Source organism: Niabella sp. ZPM-14 (assembly GCF_055693045.2).
In genome coordinates this window covers 1707321-1727650 of record NZ_CM181148.1, presented here as the reverse complement: position 1 = coordinate 1727650, position 20330 = coordinate 1707321, and the positions used below count along the sequence as shown (strand labels likewise).

The following is a 20330-nucleotide window of genomic DNA, read 5'->3' as shown; positions in this document are numbered from 1 at the left end:
GGTATCATATAAAAAAATATATTTGGTTGTAAAGTATAGCGGCAGGCCTTCCAGTAGCTGTAGGGCCGATGGAATCCAAATGAACTCGGACAACCGCTGTATTTTATCAATGAACTGCACTAAAGATCACCTGTTAAAGAACAACACATGAGTGAACTGCAACTGCTGGCAGAAAAAGAGATAAAACGCATTTCAGGCGATCGTAATCTGGCTATTACCATTTTATTTGAAAACGATTATCCGGCGAAAGCGATAGCTGCTCACAGGGTGAGAACAGCGATAGTGCAGGTATCACAATATTAAAAATCTAAAAATAATCTGATGAAACGTTCATTATAAAATTTTCATTTTTATTACACAGGGGAATAATCCCGATAGCTATCGGGATATCCCTGATACGTTCCATTCGACCTTTAAAAACATAAATATTTACGAATGAAAAAAATCGGTATTCTTCATGGTAAGGAAAGATCTTTTCCCAAAGCCTTTGTGGACAGGGTCAACAGTAAAAACGTGGAAGGCATTATGGCTGAGCCGGTTCATATAGACAAAGCGATCCAGGGCGTGCACAGCGGCTATTCGGTGATCATCGACCGGATCTCACAGGATGTACCTTTTTACCGGACCTGGTTGAAAAACGCGGCACTTACCGGGACGGCAGTGATCAATAACCCTTTCTGGTGGAGCGCGGACGATAAGTATTTTAACAACTGCCTGATGACGCAGATCGGCGTGCCGGTTCCCAAAACAGCGATCCTGCCTTCAAACGAAATGCCCGATGATACCGGCCCCGAGTCGTTTAGCAACTTATCGTATCCGCTGGATTGGGAGTCGATATTTGCTGAAGTTGGTTTCCCGGCTTATATGAAACCGTTTGCCGGTGGAGGTTGGAAAAATGTCTACAAGCTGAACAACAAAGAAGAATTTTTTGAAAAACATAACGAAACCGGCCAGCTGGTGATGTTACTCCAGGAGGAAATTGTTTTCGAGGAATATTACCGTTGTTACTGCATCGGCGGAAAGCATGTGCGTATCATGCCTTATGAGCCTCGTAATCCTCATCATCTCCGGTATCGCGCGGATTTTTCTCCATCAGAGCAGCAGCTTAATGAGATGACGGACATCGTATTAAAAATAAACCGGTACCTCGGGTATGACTTTAATACGGTGGAGCTGGCGCTGAGGGATGGTGTGCCCTACGCGATTGATTTTTGCAATCCGGCGCCCGATGCGGATATTGCCAGTGTAGGTCCGGATAATTTCGAGTGGGTGGTAGAAACGGCTGCGAATTTTGCCATTGAAAAAGCGCTCGCGAACAATGGAGGCGATCAATTAACGTGGGGCGAATATGTAAAGCATAGTGCGGGGCGATAAGGGGGGGTGCAGGAGCTGAATGGATGATGAGCAATGGGCAATGGACAATAGTTCATAGTCGATAGTTAATGGTTAATAGTCAATAGGCGATAAGCAATAGGCAATACGCAATGAGCAATGGACCATCGGCAATGGACAATAGTCAAAGGTCAATAGGCAATGAGCAATGGACCATAAGCAACAGGCAATAGGCAATGAGCAATAAGCAATGGACAATAGGCAATGGACCATCGGCCATAAGCATAAAGATCCGGCATCTGGTGTCAATCGGATATCGGGAATGAGCATCAAGAAAAGAGAAACCAAAATAATATGGTCTTAAATTATAAAACATTTACCCTGGGGGTGGAAGAGGAGTACATGGTACTGGACCCGGAGACTTACGAACTGAAAAGCCACGAACAGCGCATTGTGCAGGAGGGACAAAAGAGTATCAAGGACAAAGTGAAAGCGGAAATGCACCAGGCCGTGGTGGAAGTGGGCACGGATATCTGCCAGGACATTGACGAAGCTTATAAGGATGTCGCTTTTTTGCGCAAGACGATCAGCGATATTGCCGGCGACCTGGGGCTGACGCTCGGGGCTTCCGGTACCCACCCTTTCAGTCATTGGGAAAAACAACTGATCACCGATCATCAGCGCTATAACGAGATCATTGCTGAGCTACAGGAAGCGGCCCGCAGCAACCTGATCTTTGGCCTGCACGTGCACGTAGGCATGGAAAGCCGCGAGCTGGCCAATCATATTGCTAATTCAACGCGCTATTTCCTGCCGCATATTTTTGCATTGAGCACCAATTCGCCTTTCTGGGAAGGCCGGACCACCGGCTACAAATCGTACCGGACAAAAGTGTTTGACAAGTTTCCAAGAACGGGTATTCCTGACGCGTTCGAAAGCATTGAAGCCTACGACAACTATGTCAAAATGCTGATCAAGACCAATTGCATCGACAATGCGAAGAAGATCTGGTGGGACCTCCGTGTACATCCTTTCTTTAACACGGTGGAGTTCAGGATCTGCGATATACCAATGACGGTTGATGAAACCATTGCTATTGCTGCTTTGTTTCAGGCAATCTGTGCGCGTATCTACATGTTGCGTAGTAAGAACCTGAACTATATCCAATACTCCCGCGCACTGATCAATGAAAATAAGTGGCGTGCCAGCCGTTATGGACTGGACGGCTACCTGATCGATTTCGGGAAGGAGGAGGAAGTCAATACCCGCGCGCTGATCTATGAATTGCTGGACTTTGTAGACCCTGTTCTTTCTCACCTGGGCAGCCGGCATCGTATCGAATATGTTCATAAAATACTGGAGCAGGGCACCGGCGCCGACCGTCAATTAGCGGTGTACGAAGAAACCAAAGACCTGGCCCAGGTGGCCCGGTATGTCAGCGATCACTTTTTAGATGGTATTTAGCGGGGCTTGTCAGGCACCAGCATCACTTCATAAACAGGGCTGAACAGATAAGTTTTATTGGTCGCAATCTCCAGGCAGGTGTACCTTTTGGTGCGGCGTTTCCCTTTTTGAAACACGCGACCATCTTTCAGCCGGAACAATGCGCCTTCGGGGATATCTTCCACCAGGTGGTGTCCTTCTTTCCGCGGGTCGTAGCGGTACAGCACGCGCTGCAGGCTTTCTTCAGAGCAGGTTGAGGCGCCGGGATTGTGCAGCGTCCGTAATAGCTCTGCTTCTATATCTCCGGGAAAAATCTTTTTTTCGATGAATTGTGCCAATACCTGTCCGTAGACGGTTTTCCATTCCCGTCCGTGCGCCTGCACCCGGTTACCGTATTTTTCAAAAGTGATCAGGTGGGCCAACTCGTGCAGCAAGGTAATGAGGAAAGCATACCGGTTCAGGTTGCCGTTGACGCTGATCCGGTGGTTTTTAGTGTCGACACTGTGGCGATAGTCGCCCAGTACCGAATTCCTGCTTTTAGCGATGGTCAGGTGAACCTTATAAAAGTTGAGGTAAGCGATCACAGGTTCATAAGTATGTTCAGGTAAGTATTGCGCCAGTTCTAATAGGGGCACTTCCTTCTTAGGCATTCTTGTTATTCCTTAAAGCTTTTTGTAAAGATGAAACTTCGATGATCGTGTACAGCATATAAATACCCAGACTGCCGAAAAGAGACGGCTTGTTCACATTGCCGCCATTCAGGTAGATATAAACAAAAGCAGCGATCGCACATACAAACAGGCGAATGATAAACCCGGCGTAAAACACACGAACGAACACATGCGGGTTGGGGTTGCGGATGGCTTTTAAACCGTTACGAACGGTAAAGATGCCGATCAGGAATAAGATGATGTTGGCGATCAGCAATACACCCGTATCAGCGCCGGCCTGCGTGAGTGTTTTTTTAAATACCAGGAAGAACGCGCTCAGCAACACAAATACTAATATCATCAGTTTCAGAGGATTGAATCCATTTTTAGTCGCGTCCATGATGCTTGTCCTTTTTCCCGGTTTCTTTAATTAGTTTATAAAATGTGGCTGCCAATACCAGCAAAGGTAAGGCTACTGTCAATAACGGTGCTATATCAAATTTCTGATCCAGCTTGATGCCTGCGTACACACTCAGGGCAATCAGGGCGATGAGCTGCGCGCCGATCCCCAGGTAGCGGAGCCATGATGAATAATTTTTGGAGTCCAAGTGTATTTTATTATAAAACTACAAATAATTATCTTGTAGGTCAGCCAATGCAAGTTTTCGAATTTTAAGAAATAATATTTACATTAAAATGTAGATTTACCGCAATTTTGCTCCATTGGCAATGAAGAGCTGATGAATCTTAAACAGAATATTGAATGAAGAAATCCGTTAGAATTTTTTGGCGATTGTTTTTTATAGGACTGGGCTGCTTTGTGGCCATTCTGCTGATGGCGAATTTTGGCGTCTTTGGCAAAATGCCTTCGATCGAAGAGCTTGAAAATCCAACGATAGCGCAAGCCTCCGAAGTATATGCCAGCGATGGAACCCTGATGGGAAAATACTATCTGCCCTCCGGTAACAGGAGCATTGTAAAGTACAAAGAGATTTCGCCTAACGTGATCAATGCGCTCGTGGCTACCGAAGATAAACGGTTTTATGAGCATTCGGGCATCGATATTATCGGCACTTTGCGGGCGGTGTCTTCCGGTGGAACGAAAGGGGGTGGTAGTACCATCACGCAGCAGCTGGCGCTGGCGCTTTTCAACGAACGCGCCAGGAACCCGGTGAAAAGGGTTGTCCAGAAACTGAAAGAATGGATCATTGCCGTAAAGCTCGAACGCAATTTTACTAAAGAGGAAATACTGGCGCTGTACCTTAATGCCGTTGCTTATCCTGATAATGTTTACGGTATCAGAAATGCTGCTAAACGGTTTTTTCAAAAAGAGCCGGCGCAACTGAGTGTGGATGAAGCTGCTTTATTAGTAGGCAGTATCAACGGGCCGGGTATCTTTAATCCCCGCCGCAATCCGAAAGCCTCAATGGACCGGCGAAATCTTGTGTTGAGCAGGATGGCTGAAAACGGTAATATTTCTGCGGCAGAAGCTGCCAATCTTCAGGCTAAACCTATCGGGCTCAATTATAAAAAACCGAGTGAGGATCTGGGATACGCGCCTTATTTCAGAGAGGTACTGAGGGATGAGATAAAAAATCTTTTAAAAGATATAAGCAAACCGGACGGCTCCTCCTATAACATTTATAATGATGGATTAAAAATATATACGACCATCAACCCGGTAATGCAGTTATATGCTGAGGAGGCGGTGGCAAAGCAAGCTCCCCAGCTGTATAAAAATGTGATCCGGCAGAGTTTTGTCAGGAATGGAAGCGTCTGGAAAAAGCATGAAAACGTGCTGGAAGCTGCTATGAAAAATAGTGAGCGCTGGCGCAATCTTGCCGACGATGGATTGACCGATAAAGAGATAAAAGCCACTTTCTTCGAAAAGACACCCATGAAAGTATTTGCCTGGAATGCTGCGCGCGAGAAAGACACTGTAATGACACCGTATGATTCCATCAAGTATCACCGGTTGTTTACGCAGGCAGGCTTCATGGCGATGGATCCTTTAACGGGTGAAGTGAAAGCCTGGGTGGGCGGTATCGGTTTTAATACTTTTAAGTATGACCACGTCAATTTAAATACCAAAAGGCAGGTCGGCTCTACGATCAAACCTTTGTTATACGGCGAGGCGGTAGAAGAGCTGAACTTCACACCGGAGACACCGGTTCAGGATGTTCAGCAAAGCTTTGGCCCGGGCCAGCTGGTACCAGCCACCGGCGGAAGCTGCACGGGGCGTACAATGCCGATGGCCAATGCGCTGGCATGGTCCCGAAACTGCGCTACGGCCTATATCATGAAACAGGTAGGTCCCGGTAAGTTTGTTGATTTTCTGCAAAGGATAGGTGTGCCAACCAAAGTAAAGCCTTATCCTTCGATCGCCTTGGGTTCCTGTGAGCTGTCCTTGTTCGAAATGATGTGGGCGTATTCCATTTTCGGTGGCCGCGGATTTTCTACCAAACCGTATTTCATTAGCAGGATTGAAGACCGCAATGGTAATGTGATCAAGCGTTTTGACTACAGCGCCAACCGCAGGGAGGCCATCAGTGAGGCAACAGCATATATCATGTCCAGAATGATGCAGGGGCCGGTTGATAAAGGCACAGCAGCGGGACTTCGTGCCCGGTTAGGCGCTGCCGAGATGGCCGGTAAAACAGGTACTACCAACGATAACAGTGATGCCTGGTTCATGGGCTTTGTCCCTCAATTAATGGCCGGCGTTTGGGTAGGAAGTGATGACCGCTTTATAAGGAATGAAGGATCCGGCGGTTTTGGTGGCGCGGCTGCAAGACCCATCTGGGAGCACTTCTTCAAAAAAGTGTATGGCAATAAAGATCTGGGTATTAATAAAGAAGATCGCTTTATAGAACCACCGACCTTGAGCAATGAAGCGGTAAGCGCAGATCCTTCTTCCCTCATATTTGACGATAGTATAGAGCCAACCGCGGCCGGAGAAGATTTGGGCGTGGGTACGGAGCAGGACTACCTGCAAAACAGCGGTGAATATATTGGTCCTGAGTCGGCACCATTACCGGAAGATCCTAACAAGCCCAAGAAGCCTGTAAAAGATACCACCCGTAAGAAGGCTGTGAAAGAAAAACCTATTGGCACTCCCGAAGAGCCTAAAAAGAAAAAGGGACTGTTCCGGAAAATATTTGGCAAGAAAGAGGAGTAATCGTTTCGCCGAAGACGAGTCGCCGGACGTTTATAATTAGAATATTGATCATAAAGAGGGATAAGACTGATAAGCCTTATCCCTCTTTCTATCTTAAAGTGATAAGCCTACCGCTAAAGCTTTGATCAGTAAACAGCTTCAGGGCGGCGTTATTCGCCCGATTCCATCTATTGATTTTCTTTGATGGTGCAGCCGTACATCGCTGCTGCAAACCCGATCAAAAACAAGGCCCTGGCCAGCCATTTATTCTTCCGGGTGATGGCGCCCAGGACAAAGAACACTAAGGCGGCTGCAAGTCCTTCAAGTCCCATCAACACCGGCCTGTTGGAAGGCGGATTCTGCTGGCTGTTTACAGCCGCATTACTGTTTGTTGATGCTTCGCCTGTCATCCGGTAAAATACTTCAGCTCTCACCAACGCCCCTGGTGGAAAACAGCGGGTGTTTGTTTCAGATATTGTTGGATTAGCAGAAAGCAGGTCGTAGCCAATCCACGCCGAAAGTTGGCTGAAAGCAGTTGCCATCTCCGGCTCGTCATCATCGATGTGGTTGCCGGGGTAGGGAGCGGCTGCAAGCCCGTTTGAGATTATCAGTAATAATGCAATAAAATAATGTGGTAAAGGGGAAACGCGTGTCATGGTGTTTAGGTTTTAAAATGAACATTGGTAAGCAGAATAAATACTCAAAGGCTCAATGGGAGTGTATATCTGGCGAATGCTAATCACCTTTCCGGTAAGAACCTCGCCCACTGTTAATTAAGAATTTTGTGTTACGGATCTGCCTGCTATTTTTAAAAAGTGTCATAGGTTTTGAAATGGTGATTGTGTCATGATGGTGGTTTTAAGAAGTCAACTATGAAAGATCTTTTTTCTTCGCGTAGAGGGAATGAAATGATCGGTCTTACATATCTGTTTGAGGTTTTCTTCAGGCTTCATTTTTACTTAGCGAAGCTGTATGCAGAGAAGCATCTTAGATAGAAGGTAAAATATGTGAAATATTCAATATAGGCAAAATTTTTGAACTTTTAAAGGAAGGTCCGTCCATCTTGCGCCGCATAAATTTCGCCGGGTTTGCCGCTCCCCGCCCTTCTTTGGTCATTGCGTGTTATATTTGCACGAATTTTTTACTCATATAAATTACATAGTAGTATATGGCAGATATTTTTGAAAGGTTATTGAAGAATTACGGACCCATTGGCCAGCACCGCGAAAGAGCACATGGTTATTTCGCATTTCCCAAACTGGAAGGAGAGATCGGCAGTCGCATGAAGTTTAGAGGCAACGACGTAATTGTTTGGAGTTTAAACAATTACCTCGGACTGGCGAATCATCCCGAGATCAGGAAGGCAGATGCTGACGGGGCTTCGGAATTCGGATTGGCATTGCCGATGGGTGCGAGAATGATGAGTGGCAACAGTAACCTGCACGAGCAACTGGAAGCCGAGCTGGCCGCTTTTGAGGGAAAGGAAGATGCCGTATTACTGAATTTTGGTTACCAGGGAATGGTAAGTATCATAGATGTGCTTTGCAGCCGTCACGATGTGATCGTGTACGACGCGGAAAGCCACGCCTGCATTATAGATGGTCTGAGATTACATCCGGGACATCGTTTTGTTTTTAAGCACAACAATATTGAAGACTTTGAAAAACAGATGCAGCGCGCTACTTCTTATATTGAAAAACAAAATAAAGGGGGAGGTATCCTCGTGATTACCGAAGGTGTATTTGGTATGGCGGGTGATCAGGGTAAATTGAAGGAAATCGCCGAGCTGAAAAATAAATACAACTTCCGGTTGCTGGTAGATGATGCTCATGGTTTTGGAACGTTGGGCGCAACCGGTGCCGGCGCTGGTGAAGCACAAGGTGTTCAGGATCAGATCGATCTTTATTTTTCCACCTTTGCGAAATCAATGGCCTCTATCGGAGCCTTCGTTACAGGCGACCGCAAGATCATCGATTATATACGCTACAATATCCGCAGCCAGATCTTTGCTAAAAGTCTGCCGATGCCTTTGGTAGTAGGTAACCTGAAAAGGCTGGAGCTGTTAAAAACGCGCCCCGAGCTGAAAGAAAAGCTTTGGGAAAATGCGTTGAAACTGCAGCAGGGTCTGAAGGATAGAGGATTCGATATTGGTAATACGGATTCAGTAGTGACTCCTATATATATGAAAGGAGGTGTGGAAGAAGCTACCGCCATGGTAATGGATCTGAGAGAAAATTATAAGATCTTCTGCTCTATCGTTGTATATCCTGTTATTCCGCGCGGGCACATTATCTACCGCCTGATCCCCACTGCGGCCCATACAGATGAAGATATCCAGTTAACCCTGGAGGCATTTACCGCTGTGAAAGAAAAGCTGGATGCGGGCGCCTACAAGACCAACGCGATCCCTGATATGGCTGAAAAGAAATAACAAACATCAGCCACCGGTTGATGAAAAACGGAGCGTGCTCCGTTTTTTTTGTACACAGGAATGCCGGTGCATTCGGGCAGGCATCTGTCCAAATTGAAAAATAAGATGAAAGCATAAAAGAAAAGCCCCTGCATTGCAGGGGCTTTTCAATATAGTAAGTAAGGTATTACTTATTTCACGCGATTTACAGCTACTTCGTTTACGATTTTTTTGCTGTTGCTTACGTTGTACACGCTGATGGTTTTTCCTTTCACATTAGAAATAGTGAAAGTCAGGTCATATTCGCTGTACACGTCGTTATCGAATTGGTAGTTGCGAACGATTTTTTTGCCGCTTACTTTCTCGTTGTACAGTACGTTACCGTCATTGTCAGTAACGGATACGAAGAACACTTCGTTAGCTTTGTTGTCCAAAGACAGTCTGTACACAGGCAGGTCGTTTACGTTACCCACGTAGCTGATCTCTGCTTTTTTGTCTTCATCGTTCACTGCAAATGCAGGAGCTGCGATAGAAGTTGTAAAAAGAGTTACTAAAGCTAAAGCGAAAGTTTTTGTTTTAGATAAATATGTTTTCATTGTATAAAGTTTATATTTTAAAAAATTTGTTTAAAAATGAGCCTGCTCACCAGGCTGTGATTTTACTTCGAAACCGGTCCGGTGGTTGTCAAAGTGTTGGCAAATAATAACCCTAATTCGTAGGCTACTTTTTTTGCTTGTAAAAGAACTGTTTTCATAATTGTCTCCTTTTTTAAATTCTTCAAATAATTTCTCGTCACTATATGGACCTAATCGCCAGGCGGCAAACAAAACGAGACAAGCGAAAGTTGGTTTTTAGCGCTTACTTAATCATACCGGTATTTTGTATTGATTATGTATTTATGACACAAAGATAGAACACCCCGGAGCCTGTTGCAAACCATTCTGAAGCAGTTTTCAGGAAGCTAAAATTTTAAAAAAGAAGTATAATTAATTGATTTATAAAGTCTTGTATTTATGAATTGAATGACGTCCAAAGGCGAAACCGCACTAGAAAATATCTGGCCTACAGGCGGAAATTTTCCGGAATCTTTTTGAGAAGGCGAAAGAATGTGTCCTGAAAAAAGGTTTAGAGATCGATAAACAGGCTTTGTTCAGGATCAGGTCGTTTATCTCCAGAAAGGCGTTCGGTTTCGTTCAAAAAAAATAATGAAGGAGATATTTAGGAATCGAAAAGACGGAGCAGCATCAATCGTTTAAACGGTTCATAATTTTTCAAAAACGAGCGTTCATCTTTATATAACGTACAAAAATCCCCTCATCTATTTAAAAAATATTATCTTAACGGCCTGTTTTATATCACAGATAAACTCAATAGATAGAACATATAATTTACAAAATAATGGATATTGCAGTCAGCAAAAGTTTACATCATTTCAGGACGGAAGTCGGCACGAGATTTCAACTCTATAATAGTCTTTTTACATCGCTTCCATTTCACAAAATGGAAAAAACAGGCATCCTGCTGTCGCTTTTTTCGAGCAATTGTGAAGAAGGGTATGCACGGTCGCAGAGTCCGGTAGACATCATCAACGAGTTTTTCAATAAGCACACGACGCTTAGCAGCGAAAAGGAACGGCTCGACCTCTTGTTCAAATTCAATCAATATGTAGAAAGGCAGGTCGTATTATTTGACGCTTTGGAAGATGCGGCCTATAAAAGCACGCATGACCTGAGTGGCGCCGGAACCTTAAAACAAATCATGGGCGACGTAGCGCAAAATAACAATGCTGACGCGCTGGCCGAAGTATTAAAGACCTTCTGCGTAAGATTGGTGCTGACAGCGCACCCTACCCAGTTCTATCCCGGGTCTGTGCTGGGTATTATACATGATCTCAGTCGCGCTTTAATAAAGAATGACTCGGTTGAGATCAATACGTACCTGCAGCAATTAGGTAAAACGCCTTTTCTTAAAAAGAAAAAGCCGACACCCTATGACGAAGCCATCAGCCTCGTTTGGTTTCTCGAGAATGTATTTTATACCGCGGCGGGCCGTATCGTCAATGAACTGAAAAACCAGTTTCCCGAAGCGGTTTCAGATCAGAATGCCGTGTTGCAGATGGGTTTCTGGCCAGGGGGCGACCGCGATGGTAATCCTTTTGTAAAATGTGATACGACATTGAAAGTCGCGGACGCCTTGCGTGGCGCGATCCTGAAATGTTATTACTCTGATGTAAGGCGTTTAAAACGCAGGCTAACGTTCCATGGTGTGGAAGAGCCCATTGCTGCTTTAGAAACCAAACTTTACGACAATGTGTTCGTTCCGGGATTTGAAATAAACATTACCACCCGGGAAATCAAAGACACGCTGGTCGGTATCAAAAAAACACTCGAAGAAAAACATAACGCCCTGTTTACAGCCCAGGTGCAAAGCCTGATCAACAAGATCGACCTGTTTGGACTGTACTTTGCATCGCTCGATATCCGCCAGGACAGCGGCATTCACCAGAAATTACTGGAAACGGTGGCTGCGCATGGGGATGGTGTCGTTCCATCGAACTACAACGAAATGAGCGAGGCCGAAAAAATAAAAGCATTGCTCCGGATCAACAAAACGGTCAACAACGAGATCTTCGAAGATGAAGTAGCGCGCGACACGGCTCAGATCCCGACCGTTATCGCCGAGATTCAGCGTGCCAACGGGGAAGCCGGTTGCAACCGCTATGTGATCAGTCATTGCGAAAGTACCCTGAATATTATTGAAGTGTTTGCCTTGTTTAAAATGCAGGGATTTGCAGATGATGCCATCAATGTAGACATCGTTCCGTTGTTCGAGACCATCGATGATCTGAGCAACGCAGCAGACATCATGAAAAGCTTGTACGGCATTCCTCAATATAAAGAACATCTGAAAAGGCGCGGTAACACCCAAACGATTATGCTGGGCTTTAGTGACGGAACGAAGGATGGCGGTTACCTGATGGCCAACTGGAGTATTTATCGCGCCAAAGAAGAGCTGACACGCATTACCAAGTATTACGGCTTTGAAGTGGTGTTCTTTGATGGCCGGGGCGGACCTCCCTCGCGCGGCGGTGGTAAAACGCATAAATTTTACGCATCCATGGGCAGCAATATCTCCAACCGCGAGATCCAGCTGACGATCCAGGGGCAAACCATCAGCTCCAACTTCGGTATTATCGACTCTGCACAATACAACCTCGAACAATTGCTTAATGCGGGCATCACCAACAATCTGTATGCCGACAGGCATGCGCCGCTGACGGGTAAACAGGAAGAGCTGTTGCAGGAACTTTCTTCCTACGGGTTCGACGAGTACAAGAAATTGAAAGAGCATCCTTTGCTCGCCAGTTATCTTTATGAGGTAAGTCCGCTGCGGTTTTACAGCGAAACCAATATCGGCAGTCGCCCCGCCAAGCGCGGAAAATCGCAGGGCGATATTTCGCTGAAAGATCTGCGTGCCATTCCGTTCGCAGGGGCATGGAGCCAGTTGAAGCAAAACGTGCCGGGCTTTTTCGGCGTGGGTGCTGCGCTCAAGAAGATGGAATATATCGGTCGTTTTGAGGAAGTGAAGAAATTATATGAAAACTCCCTGTTCTTCAAAACATTGATCGACAACTGCGAAATGGCGATGTCAAAATCTTACTTCCCGCTGACGGCGTTCCTGGCAGAAGATGAAACATACGGTGAACTGTGGAAGATGATCTATGAAGAGTTTCAGCTCACGCTCCAATATGTATTAAAGTTGTCGGGCAATACCGAGCTCATGGGCGGTTATCCCGTAGATAAACTCTCCATTTCCATGCGCGAAAGGATCGTGCTGCCTCTGTTAACGATTCAGCAATATGCTTTGAGCAAGATCCGTGAGATTGAGTCAGCGAGCGAAGATAGCGATGACCTGAAAGATACCTACGGCAAGCTCGTGATGCGCTGCTCTTTCGGTATCATCAACGCCGGCAGAAACTCTGCCTGATCTATTATCAGCCTGCAAGCCGGGGATATAAACTACCCGGCTTTTTTTATTGGGTGCATGACATTTCTTTCACTTTGTATTCTCTGGATGTTCTTCGCGTATGCTGCGGTTACATCCATGATGAATTTAAAAAATGTTTTGCCCCCTTTATTTTATAACACTTTACTATAAAAACACATCCTTACATTTGTTGACGTGAAAAGGACAACAGATCCGTTATAAATCTATGTCCGACTAAAGCGTTCTACCCGATAAATGTTAATAAATGAAATATATCTTCAAATGGGTGCTTCCTGTGTTGATCGCCACCGTTCTCACCTCCTGTAGCAATGTGACCAGTAATGATCCCAATGTGGTGCTCCGGGAATTCTTTGAGCAACTGGCGCAGAAAGACATTGACGGCGCTTCCAAATATGTTACCAAAGACAGTAAGCCCACGATGGAGATGATGAAGAAGGGGCTAGACATGGCCGGGAAAATGAAAGATTCCCTTCCCGAAAGCGATCCCATGAAGGACTTTGAAGATGTGGAAATGGAGCCTGCCCGCATTATGGGCGACTCGGCCTTCATCGTTGTAAAAAGCAAAACGAAAAAGCGGCCGGATGCCGAGTTTAAATTATTAAAACAGAGTGATGGCTGGAAGGTCGACTTCACGATGTCTACGCTGATGCGTATGGGAGAAAAAAGCATGAAAGAGCAGGGCGATACTTTGGGAATGAGCAGGGAAGAGATGCAGCAAGGAGTAGAGATGGCCGACAGCATGCTGAAAAATATGGACCCGAAGATGCTGGAAGAAATACAGAATAAACTCGAGCAGCTGAAATAACGTGTTGCGAACGACGATCAATTTCGATACCATTCAAAAAGAACAATCATGAAGAAGATACTATCAGGTTTGGCCATTACTATGGGAATAATAATGAGCTCCTGTAACAGCGGCGCAGATGCCGAAGCTGCCGACAACGATCTGGCAGCGGCTACGGGATTTGTCCAGGCGGCGCTCAAAGGCAAGTACGACAGAGCCGCTGATTTCATGCTGCACGACTCGCTCAATGATGAAAGATTAGATGCTGTGTCGCGGATGGAACTTTCTTCCGATGAGAAGCAGGGATTATGGGATGCCAGCATCAATATTCACAGCCGCAAACTGATCAACGACTCCACCAGTATCATTGTTTACTCCAATTCCTTTCACAAAGAAAACCACGACACACTGAAAGTGGTCAGGAAAGAGGGGAAATGGCTGGTCGATTTTAAATACCTTTTCGACCATGAGTAGAACTACCATTAAAAACGTAGTTTTGCAGACTTAAAAGTGATATCCTAAAAAAACCAATACAGCCTTTATGTCAACAATCCAACATCCCTGGCATGGTGTAAGTTACGGTGCGAATGCTCCCGAATACGTGAACGCGATCATCGAGATCCCCGAGGGATCAAGGTCCAAATATGAAATCGACAAAGAGACAGGGTTGCTGAAGTTGGACCGGGTGATCTACTCCTCCTTCCACTACCCGGTGAATTATGGCTTCATTCCCCAGACCCTGGGACAGGATAATGACCCGCTGGATATCCTGGTTTTATGCTCTCAATCCATTCGTTCTTTATGCCTGGTGCAGGCCAAGGTGATTGGCAATATGCAAATGATCGACAGCGGCGAGCGGGATGATAAGCTTATCGCGGTAGCGCTCAACGATCCGTCTGTAAGGCAGTATGATAATATTGATGAGCTTCCCCAGCATTTTTTGTTAGAAATGCGCAATTTTTTTGAGCAGTACAAGGTGCTGGAAGATAAAAAAGTGGTGATCGATACTTTCCAGGATAAAGAAACTGCGTTGCCTATTGTGTCTGAAGCCATTGAATATTACAAAGAGAAATACAGGCAGTAAGGCCAGGATCCGCTTGTAGTCTGTTTTTGAATGCCCCGACGGTTACCAACCATTTCTTTTTTAAAAAGCGTGCAACTTTTTAAAGGATAAGCCCTTCCTTACAAAAACGTTCCTAACCAAATTGCCGTTTTGAAGTATTTTTTTGCACTCATTTCACCCTTATTGCTGGGCTTAACCGTGGCCGGGCAGTCCGACTTTCTCCGGACTGTAAAGCAGTATTACCGGGTAGATCCTTACCAGGGTACCTTTTCTGCGTTTGTAGACGCGCTTACCAGCGACACCGCCTTACTCGATAAGCAGATCTTTAAACAGACAGACTCTACAGGCTACTATGTAAAAGGCCGGTATGAAGTGTTCAATCCTTATGGCATGAACGCTGACCGGGTGGACATGATCTTCTACGAAAGTCCGTTTGTTTATAAGGAAAAAACGCTTTTTAGTTTTTACACCTACCAGATCACCGCTTATTTCCCGGACACCGATCTGAGCCGCCGTGTTCTTTTGAAGGACTACCGGAAACTTTCGCGGTTATTAAAGAAAGACCTGTATCGCACGGAAACCAAAAGTTTGAAAGGATACAATGGTATTGCAGACGGGGAAATAATGACTTTTAAAAACTCAGATTTTGTGTTGGAGCCCGCTGTCATCAGCTGGCAGACCCTGAAGTCTACGCCACAATTGGCAATGACTATTATCGTCAGGTTCAGGCAGCAGCGGAATTACGCGGTGGCGCTGGACAGCCCGCTGGAACTTTATTAGGATCGTGCGAATGAAATCAGAACATTTCGGTTTTAATCGTAACATAATATGAGTAAGAAATGGCTTTTAGCGGTAGGTCTTCTGCTGTCCGTCCAGGGATTTGCCCAGCAGGATTTTATAAAGTTTGTCGGAGATTATTACCGCGTCGATCCGTTCGAAGGAAACTTTTCGGCGTTTCTCAAGGTGCTTTCCAGTGACAAGCAGTTGCTCAACAGGAAAGTTTATTTCGATCGACCGTCTCATATCAGTCGGGTATCCGGCACTTACAAAGTCTTCAATCCTTATAAAGTGAATGCTACTGAAGTAGCCGTCGAGTTGATGGCCCAGCCGGAGACCATTTATTTCGGTGTCCCCACACCGATGTTCGAGTACAAGCTCACCGCCCGCTTTGAAGATACTCCACACGCGAGAAGAAAACTGAAGAAGGATTTCTGGCTGCTGGTCAACCGGTTCAGATGGCTGTATGTGACCGGTTTCTATGAAACCGAGCCGATCAAGCGCAAATACCTGCGCGAAATAAACGATACCTACACTTTCTGGTTCAAGGGGTACAAAGACCAGAGCGCCTCCAGGGTCTACTGGGAGGTGTTGCCCTCCACTAATGAAATTGAAGTGGGTATATCAGCACGGTTTGCCGTTATTAACGACCGGGCCTATCCGTTAGGCCATTATCCCGGTCGTGTCGTTGATGAGTTTTATGATATGGCCGCTACCCATAAATAAATTGAACCGTTTAAGGCCGGTCAATGAAGCAGTCTCCTGATCGAATGCAGTGAGTGGGTTCGGTCCCCGGTTTCCCGCTGTATGATCCCTTTGCGATCGATCGTATCAATCCGCACTTTTCCAGACGCATGAATGATTGTGTCATTTCCCATCAACAGCCCCACGTGGGTAACTTTCCCTTGCTCATCAAAGAATGCCAGATCTCCCGCGCGTGCCTGTTTTAATGAGCGCACCGCACTGCCCTGCGTGGCCTGCTGCCATGCGTCCCGCAGGATCGGCATACCGATCAGCTTGTACAAAGTTTGACAAAACCCACTGCAATCCACGCCCAGTAGGGTCTTTCCTCCCCACAGGTAGGGTGCATTGAGCCACAGGAGTGCGTGTTCGATCAGCATTTCCGGCGTTTTAGCGGCCTTGTGCGTGTTGATTGGTGTCCCTTTAAACAAAATAGGAAAACCGGCTACGGTTCCTTGTTGGCCCTTCAGGTTTCTGAGAGACGCGCCTAAAGGAATATGCATAGACGTTTCCTTGAATCCGATCAGGGTGAGCGGCGCCGGTGCCAGCGTCGTGCACTCCTGCAGGGCAGTGGCCTCGTCAACCGGGGCCAGGTGGTGTCGGGTGATCCAGCCGGTATAACCGTCGTATAGGCTTTCAACATGGAGCCATAGCCCATCTTTTGCTTTAATGATCTTCACCGCTTCACCAAATAATAGCTGGTTACTCATTTCCTGCCGGTGGTCAGGCTTTTTTCTAACCGGTGCAGCTGGTACGATGATCAGGGCATAGATTGGTTGCTTCATGCAGTAAATATAATACGTTGTTCGTTATGGCGCTGACGAACACGCATAATATGCCGGCCGGGATAGGTCCTCCTAAACTTAAAGGCCGCAGGTCTGCCCGGGCTAACGATTCGGGCGGGTTGCAGCCAGACGACCGCTATGATTATATTTTTATGGAATCGGTGCTTTTTTTGCATCTAAGGAGTAATATCTTTAAGCGAGTGAGTAAAGACCTACACCAGGATATCAGCGATAAGGAATTATTGCAGCGTTTTTGGCAGACTCAGGACAATGAGTGGCTGGGCGTCTTGTTGCAGCGGTACACGTTGTTGCTATTCGGTGTATGCATGAAATACCTCAAAGATGAGACCGACGCGCGGGATGCGGTACAGCAGATCTTTTTGAAAGTAATCCAGGAGCTGTCGAAATATAAGGTCGATTATTTCAAAAGCTGGCTTTATATGGTAGCCAAAAACCAGTGTTTGACCATTTTAAGAGATAAGAAAGGCAAGATACCGCTGGAGCTGACGGAAACCAACAGTCACCTGGCCCAGGAAGAAGACATTACGTCTGATCCTTCCAAAGGTGTTACAGACGAGGTGTTGCGCCAGGCCCTTGGCGAGTTGAATGAAGAGCAGTTCAAATGTGTAACTTTGTTTTATCTCAAAAAAAATACCTACCAACAGATCAGTGAAATCACGGGGTATTCTCTATTAAAGGTTAAGAGCCATATACAGAACGGAAAAAGAAATTTAAAGATCATCATCCGGAAAAAGCTCAAAGAAACTGATCCAAGCCATGCCAGGTAATTTAAAAGACATATTATCCAAAGCCGGTGACTCGCTGAGTCAGGAACAGTTGATGCAATACCTGAAGGATGAGGTGTCGGCAGACAAGCGGCACGAGGTGGAACAACATGCCATCGATGACCCTTTTGAGAGCGATGCCCTGGAAGGCCTGGAAGAAATGAATAACCAGGAAAAGATCAAATGGATTGTGGACGACCTGAACCGGGATCTCAGGAAGAGAACCGCTAAGAAAAAACAGGACCGGACACGCAGAATGCTGAAGCCTCAGTGGACCCTTTATTTTTCCATTCTTATATTATTGATTCTCATAGTGCTGATCTATCTTGTCCTGCATCGGCAGCTCCACTCTTAATAATAAGAAAAAATTCCGTCGTTTCCAATTAATATCGGGAGTTCTGCACAATTGGTGAAAACAAACCTGCTTCCCGCCTGAAATAGCCCGTTTCCAATATTAATTTAATGTTAACTGGCAGTAACTGCTGAATTATGTAGCACCTTTGCTTCAGCAAAACTCGATAATTATGCAGTGGAAGACAATTACAAGCAGCCTGGGTAATACCGCTTATAGCTTATGGAGCAACGGGCGAAAATTATTAACGCTTGCTTTTAAAAATCAGTCAGACAGTGTTTATATAGAATCGGAAGACGGTGAAAAACGCCACTTCAAATGCCGGAACAAAGGCCTTCTCAAAAACAAAGTAGTATTAGAGAATGAATACGGGACGAATCTTGGAAAACTGAAAAAAGAAGGCGGCCGCGAATACATCCTGATCGACGAAAAACGTTATTTCATCAATATCCTCAACAAAAAAGAAGTAGAAATCATTGCAGAAGATGCCGAGCTTCCATTGACTGTATGTCGACTGGATGTGGACGATTCTACTGCCCAAGCGCAAAAGGGCCTCCTGATGGTGCTTTGCTATTATTTACTGGGCCATCCACAGAAAATGGAACAGCCCGTCCTCGCGCTTTAAAGATTTGCAAAAACAGTTTTGGAAAATTGCTCCAGAGAGGGGTCTCTCGCGCCCATGAGTAACAATACATCACCTGATGCCAGGTGAGACTTCACCGCTTTCGGAAAATCGTTTCTATCCGCCACGAAATAAGCGTGCCTGCCGGTTTTCCTGATATCTTCCACCAGGTCATTCGCCGAAATATCTTTTGTGGTAGTGCCTCCCGCGTAAAATATTTCACTCATCCATATTTCATCCCCCGGTCTAAGAGCCTCAGCAATCTCCTTCACAAAATCTGCTCTCAGGAATTTGGTAGGGGTGTAGCCATGCGGCTGAAACCAGGCCACGACCTTCTCCGCAACGGGCTGACAACTGCGGATCGCAGCAGCACACTTCACCGGGTTATGGGCAAAATCATCCACCACCCAGATGCCCTCTTTCTGGCCCAGCACCTGGCAGCGCCGGTAGATTCCCTCATAAGTTTTCAGCGCTTCGCTGGCTGTTTTCAGCGGAACACCTACCTGTGACGCTACGGTAGCAGCCGCGACCGCATTTTCCATGTTATGCTTACCAGCCACCTGAAGCTCAAAGGGTTGTTTTTCAAGGTCAAAGGAAATGCTGAAGCCATTCTGCAGGAATCCGGTTGCAAAATATCCGGCGCCCCTGTTCTCTCCTTCGATCTCAAAATCATCCACCAGACGCGACGACAATTTCCTGGAATGTTCGTTTGACTGGTTAACGATAAAGATCTTGCTGTTATTTTTAAAGGTCTCAAAGATCTGCATCAGCTCGTCCAGCTCTTTATGATCTTTTTCAATGTTCAGCAGCAATCCTATTTCAGGATGATACTGAACGATCGACCCGTCGCTTTCATCCGCCTCGATCACCAGCCAGTCGCTGGTTCCTACAAATGCATTCCCGATCTTCCCTTTTTTAATGAGGCTGACCAGGCCCGCTCCGCTGATGATCGAGGGGGAAAGGCCCGCATAGCTAAGGATGTCAAACAGCATCGCGGTGGTTGTGCTCTTGCCGCTGGTGCCGCCTACAGCGATGGTTTTCCTGCTCGCTGCAATCAGCGCCAACAGCTCCGATCTCCGGATCACAGGGATGCCCAGCGCTTTCGCTTTTTGGATCTCAACCACCGTGTCTTCGATAGCGGTGGAGGCAACCACCAGGTCGGTATCAGGCGTAATGCCGCTTCCGTCCTGCACATAACATTGTATGCCTTCTGCTTCCAGCTTTTCACGAATGTCGCCCGCCTTTCCTTCATTGAAGAAGCGATCGCTGCCGCTCACGTTCATGCCTGATCCCTGCAGGTATTGTGCAATAGCGCTCATGCCCGCCCCGGCAACACCGATAAAAAAGGGAGCTTTTATATTTTTCAGATCGATTGTATTCATAAGAAACACAAATGTCGTAGAATGATTTATTTTAATCAA

At 46.1% G+C, this 20330-nt stretch carries 21 protein-coding genes; 14 read left to right on the top strand and 7 right to left on the bottom strand.

The window, feature by feature from the left end:
* Positions 1-147: 147 nt before the first annotated feature.
* The 3 genes from ACU37H_RS07310 (at position 148) to ACU37H_RS07300 (ending at position 2796) form a co-directional block, all read left to right on the top strand.
* On the top strand, positions 148-303 hold the full coding sequence (locus ACU37H_RS07310; protein WP_472702186.1) for a hypothetical protein: 156 nt from the start codon (positions 148-150) through the stop codon (positions 301-303).
* A gap of 132 nt (positions 304-435) precedes the next feature.
* A complete protein-coding gene (locus ACU37H_RS07305) occupies positions 436-1374 on the top strand; it encodes an ATP-grasp domain-containing protein (RefSeq protein WP_472702187.1) in 939 nt (312 codons plus the stop codon).
* Between the two features lie 312 nt (positions 1375-1686).
* Complete coding sequence (locus tag ACU37H_RS07300) at positions 1687-2796, top strand: carboxylate-amine ligase (RefSeq protein ID WP_472702188.1); 1110 nt, start codon at positions 1687-1689, stop codon at positions 2794-2796.
* On the opposite strand, the gene ACU37H_RS07295 is transcribed toward ACU37H_RS07300, so the two are convergent.
* Genes ACU37H_RS07295 through ACU37H_RS07285 form a run of 3 tightly spaced genes read right to left on the bottom strand, consistent with a single transcriptional unit; the run spans position 2793 to position 4033 of the window.
* On the bottom strand, positions 2793-3425 hold the full coding sequence (locus ACU37H_RS07295; protein ID WP_472702189.1) for a SprT-like domain-containing protein: 633 nt from the start codon (positions 3423-3425) through the stop codon (positions 2793-2795). The two genes, ACU37H_RS07300 and ACU37H_RS07295, sit on opposite strands and share 4 nt — an antisense overlap.
* Entirely contained in the window at positions 3418-3825 is a 408-nt protein-coding gene (locus ACU37H_RS07290; RefSeq protein ID WP_472702190.1) for a hypothetical protein, read from the bottom strand. Before ACU37H_RS07290 ends, ACU37H_RS07295 begins: the two co-directional genes overlap by 8 nt.
* Positions 3812-4033, bottom strand: coding sequence for an AtpZ/AtpI family protein (locus tag ACU37H_RS07285; protein WP_472702191.1), 222 nt, complete (start codon positions 4031-4033; stop codon positions 3812-3814). Before ACU37H_RS07285 ends, ACU37H_RS07290 begins: the two co-directional genes overlap by 14 nt.
* Positions 4034-4188: 155 nt before the next feature.
* Between ACU37H_RS07285 and ACU37H_RS07280 the strand changes: the two genes are divergently transcribed.
* Positions 4189-6603, top strand: a complete 2415-nt coding sequence (locus ACU37H_RS07280) for a transglycosylase domain-containing protein (RefSeq protein WP_472702192.1) — start codon at positions 4189-4191, stop codon at positions 6601-6603.
* Between the two features lie 167 nt (positions 6604-6770).
* Here the strand turns inward: ACU37H_RS07280 and ACU37H_RS07275 are convergent, their stop codons facing one another.
* Complete coding sequence (locus ACU37H_RS07275) at positions 6771-7238, bottom strand: hypothetical protein (RefSeq protein ID WP_472702193.1); 468 nt, start codon at positions 7236-7238, stop codon at positions 6771-6773.
* Positions 7239-7750: 512 nt separating this feature from the next.
* Between ACU37H_RS07275 and ACU37H_RS07270 the strand changes: the two genes are divergently transcribed.
* Positions 7751-9013 carry an aminotransferase class I/II-fold pyridoxal phosphate-dependent enzyme gene (locus tag ACU37H_RS07270; RefSeq protein ID WP_472702194.1) on the top strand — a complete coding sequence of 421 codons (1263 nt, stop codon included), beginning with the start codon at positions 7751-7753 and terminating at the stop codon, positions 9011-9013.
* 170 nt (positions 9014-9183) lie between these two features.
* On the opposite strand, the gene ACU37H_RS07265 is transcribed toward ACU37H_RS07270, so the two are convergent.
* Positions 9184-9588 (bottom strand): hypothetical protein, encoded by a 405-nt coding sequence (locus ACU37H_RS07265; protein ID WP_472702195.1) that lies wholly within the window; start codon positions 9586-9588, stop codon positions 9184-9186.
* An 802-nt stretch (positions 9589-10390) separates the two neighbouring features.
* Here ACU37H_RS07265 and ACU37H_RS07260 point away from each other — a divergent pair.
* The 6 genes from ACU37H_RS07260 to ACU37H_RS07235 all read left to right on the top strand — a co-directional run bounded on the left by ACU37H_RS07260 (position 10391) and on the right by ACU37H_RS07235 (position 16350).
* Positions 10391-12979, top strand: a complete 2589-nt coding sequence (locus tag ACU37H_RS07260) for a phosphoenolpyruvate carboxylase (RefSeq protein WP_472702196.1) — start codon at positions 10391-10393, stop codon at positions 12977-12979.
* Positions 12980-13244: 265 nt separating this feature from the next.
* Complete coding sequence (locus ACU37H_RS07255) at positions 13245-13805, top strand: DUF4878 domain-containing protein (RefSeq protein WP_472702197.1); 561 nt, start codon at positions 13245-13247, stop codon at positions 13803-13805.
* Positions 13806-13853: 48 nt separating this feature from the next.
* Positions 13854-14258, top strand: a complete 405-nt coding sequence (locus ACU37H_RS07250) for a hypothetical protein (protein ID WP_472702198.1) — start codon at positions 13854-13856, stop codon at positions 14256-14258.
* Positions 14259-14325: 67 nt separating this feature from the next.
* Positions 14326-14868 carry an inorganic diphosphatase gene (locus ACU37H_RS07245; protein ID WP_472702199.1) on the top strand — a complete coding sequence of 181 codons (543 nt, stop codon included), beginning with the start codon at positions 14326-14328 and terminating at the stop codon, positions 14866-14868.
* 129 nt (positions 14869-14997) lie between these two features.
* On the top strand, positions 14998-15627 hold the full coding sequence (locus ACU37H_RS07240) for a hypothetical protein (RefSeq protein ID WP_472702200.1): 630 nt from the start codon (positions 14998-15000) through the stop codon (positions 15625-15627).
* 48 nt (positions 15628-15675) lie between these two features.
* Positions 15676-16350, top strand: a complete 675-nt coding sequence (locus ACU37H_RS07235) for a hypothetical protein (protein WP_472702201.1) — start codon at positions 15676-15678, stop codon at positions 16348-16350.
* 20 nt (positions 16351-16370) lie between these two features.
* Here the strand turns inward: ACU37H_RS07235 and ACU37H_RS07230 are convergent, their stop codons facing one another.
* Positions 16371-17150: a C40 family peptidase gene (locus ACU37H_RS07230; protein ID WP_472702202.1), complete on the bottom strand. Its 780-nt coding sequence runs from the start codon at positions 17148-17150 to the stop codon at positions 16371-16373.
* Positions 17151-17350: 200 nt separating this feature from the next.
* Between ACU37H_RS07230 and ACU37H_RS07225 the strand changes: the two genes are divergently transcribed.
* From ACU37H_RS07225 to ACU37H_RS07215, 3 genes are all read left to right on the top strand, one after another.
* Positions 17351-17938 (top strand): RNA polymerase sigma factor, encoded by a 588-nt coding sequence (locus ACU37H_RS07225; RefSeq protein WP_472702203.1) that lies wholly within the window; start codon positions 17351-17353, stop codon positions 17936-17938.
* Positions 17928-18290, top strand: coding sequence for a hypothetical protein (locus ACU37H_RS07220; RefSeq protein WP_472702204.1), 363 nt, complete (start codon positions 17928-17930; stop codon positions 18288-18290). Before ACU37H_RS07225 ends, ACU37H_RS07220 begins: the two co-directional genes overlap by 11 nt.
* 169 nt (positions 18291-18459) lie before the next feature.
* Complete coding sequence (locus tag ACU37H_RS07215) at positions 18460-18912, top strand: hypothetical protein (RefSeq protein WP_472702205.1); 453 nt, start codon at positions 18460-18462, stop codon at positions 18910-18912.
* Here ACU37H_RS07215 and ACU37H_RS07210 read toward each other — a convergent pair.
* Positions 18909-20291 carry a UDP-N-acetylmuramate--L-alanine ligase gene (locus ACU37H_RS07210; protein WP_472702206.1) on the bottom strand — a complete coding sequence of 461 codons (1383 nt, stop codon included), beginning with the start codon at positions 20289-20291 and terminating at the stop codon, positions 18909-18911. The genes ACU37H_RS07215 and ACU37H_RS07210 overlap by 4 nt on opposite strands.
* Between the last annotated feature and the right edge of the window lie 39 nt (positions 20292-20330).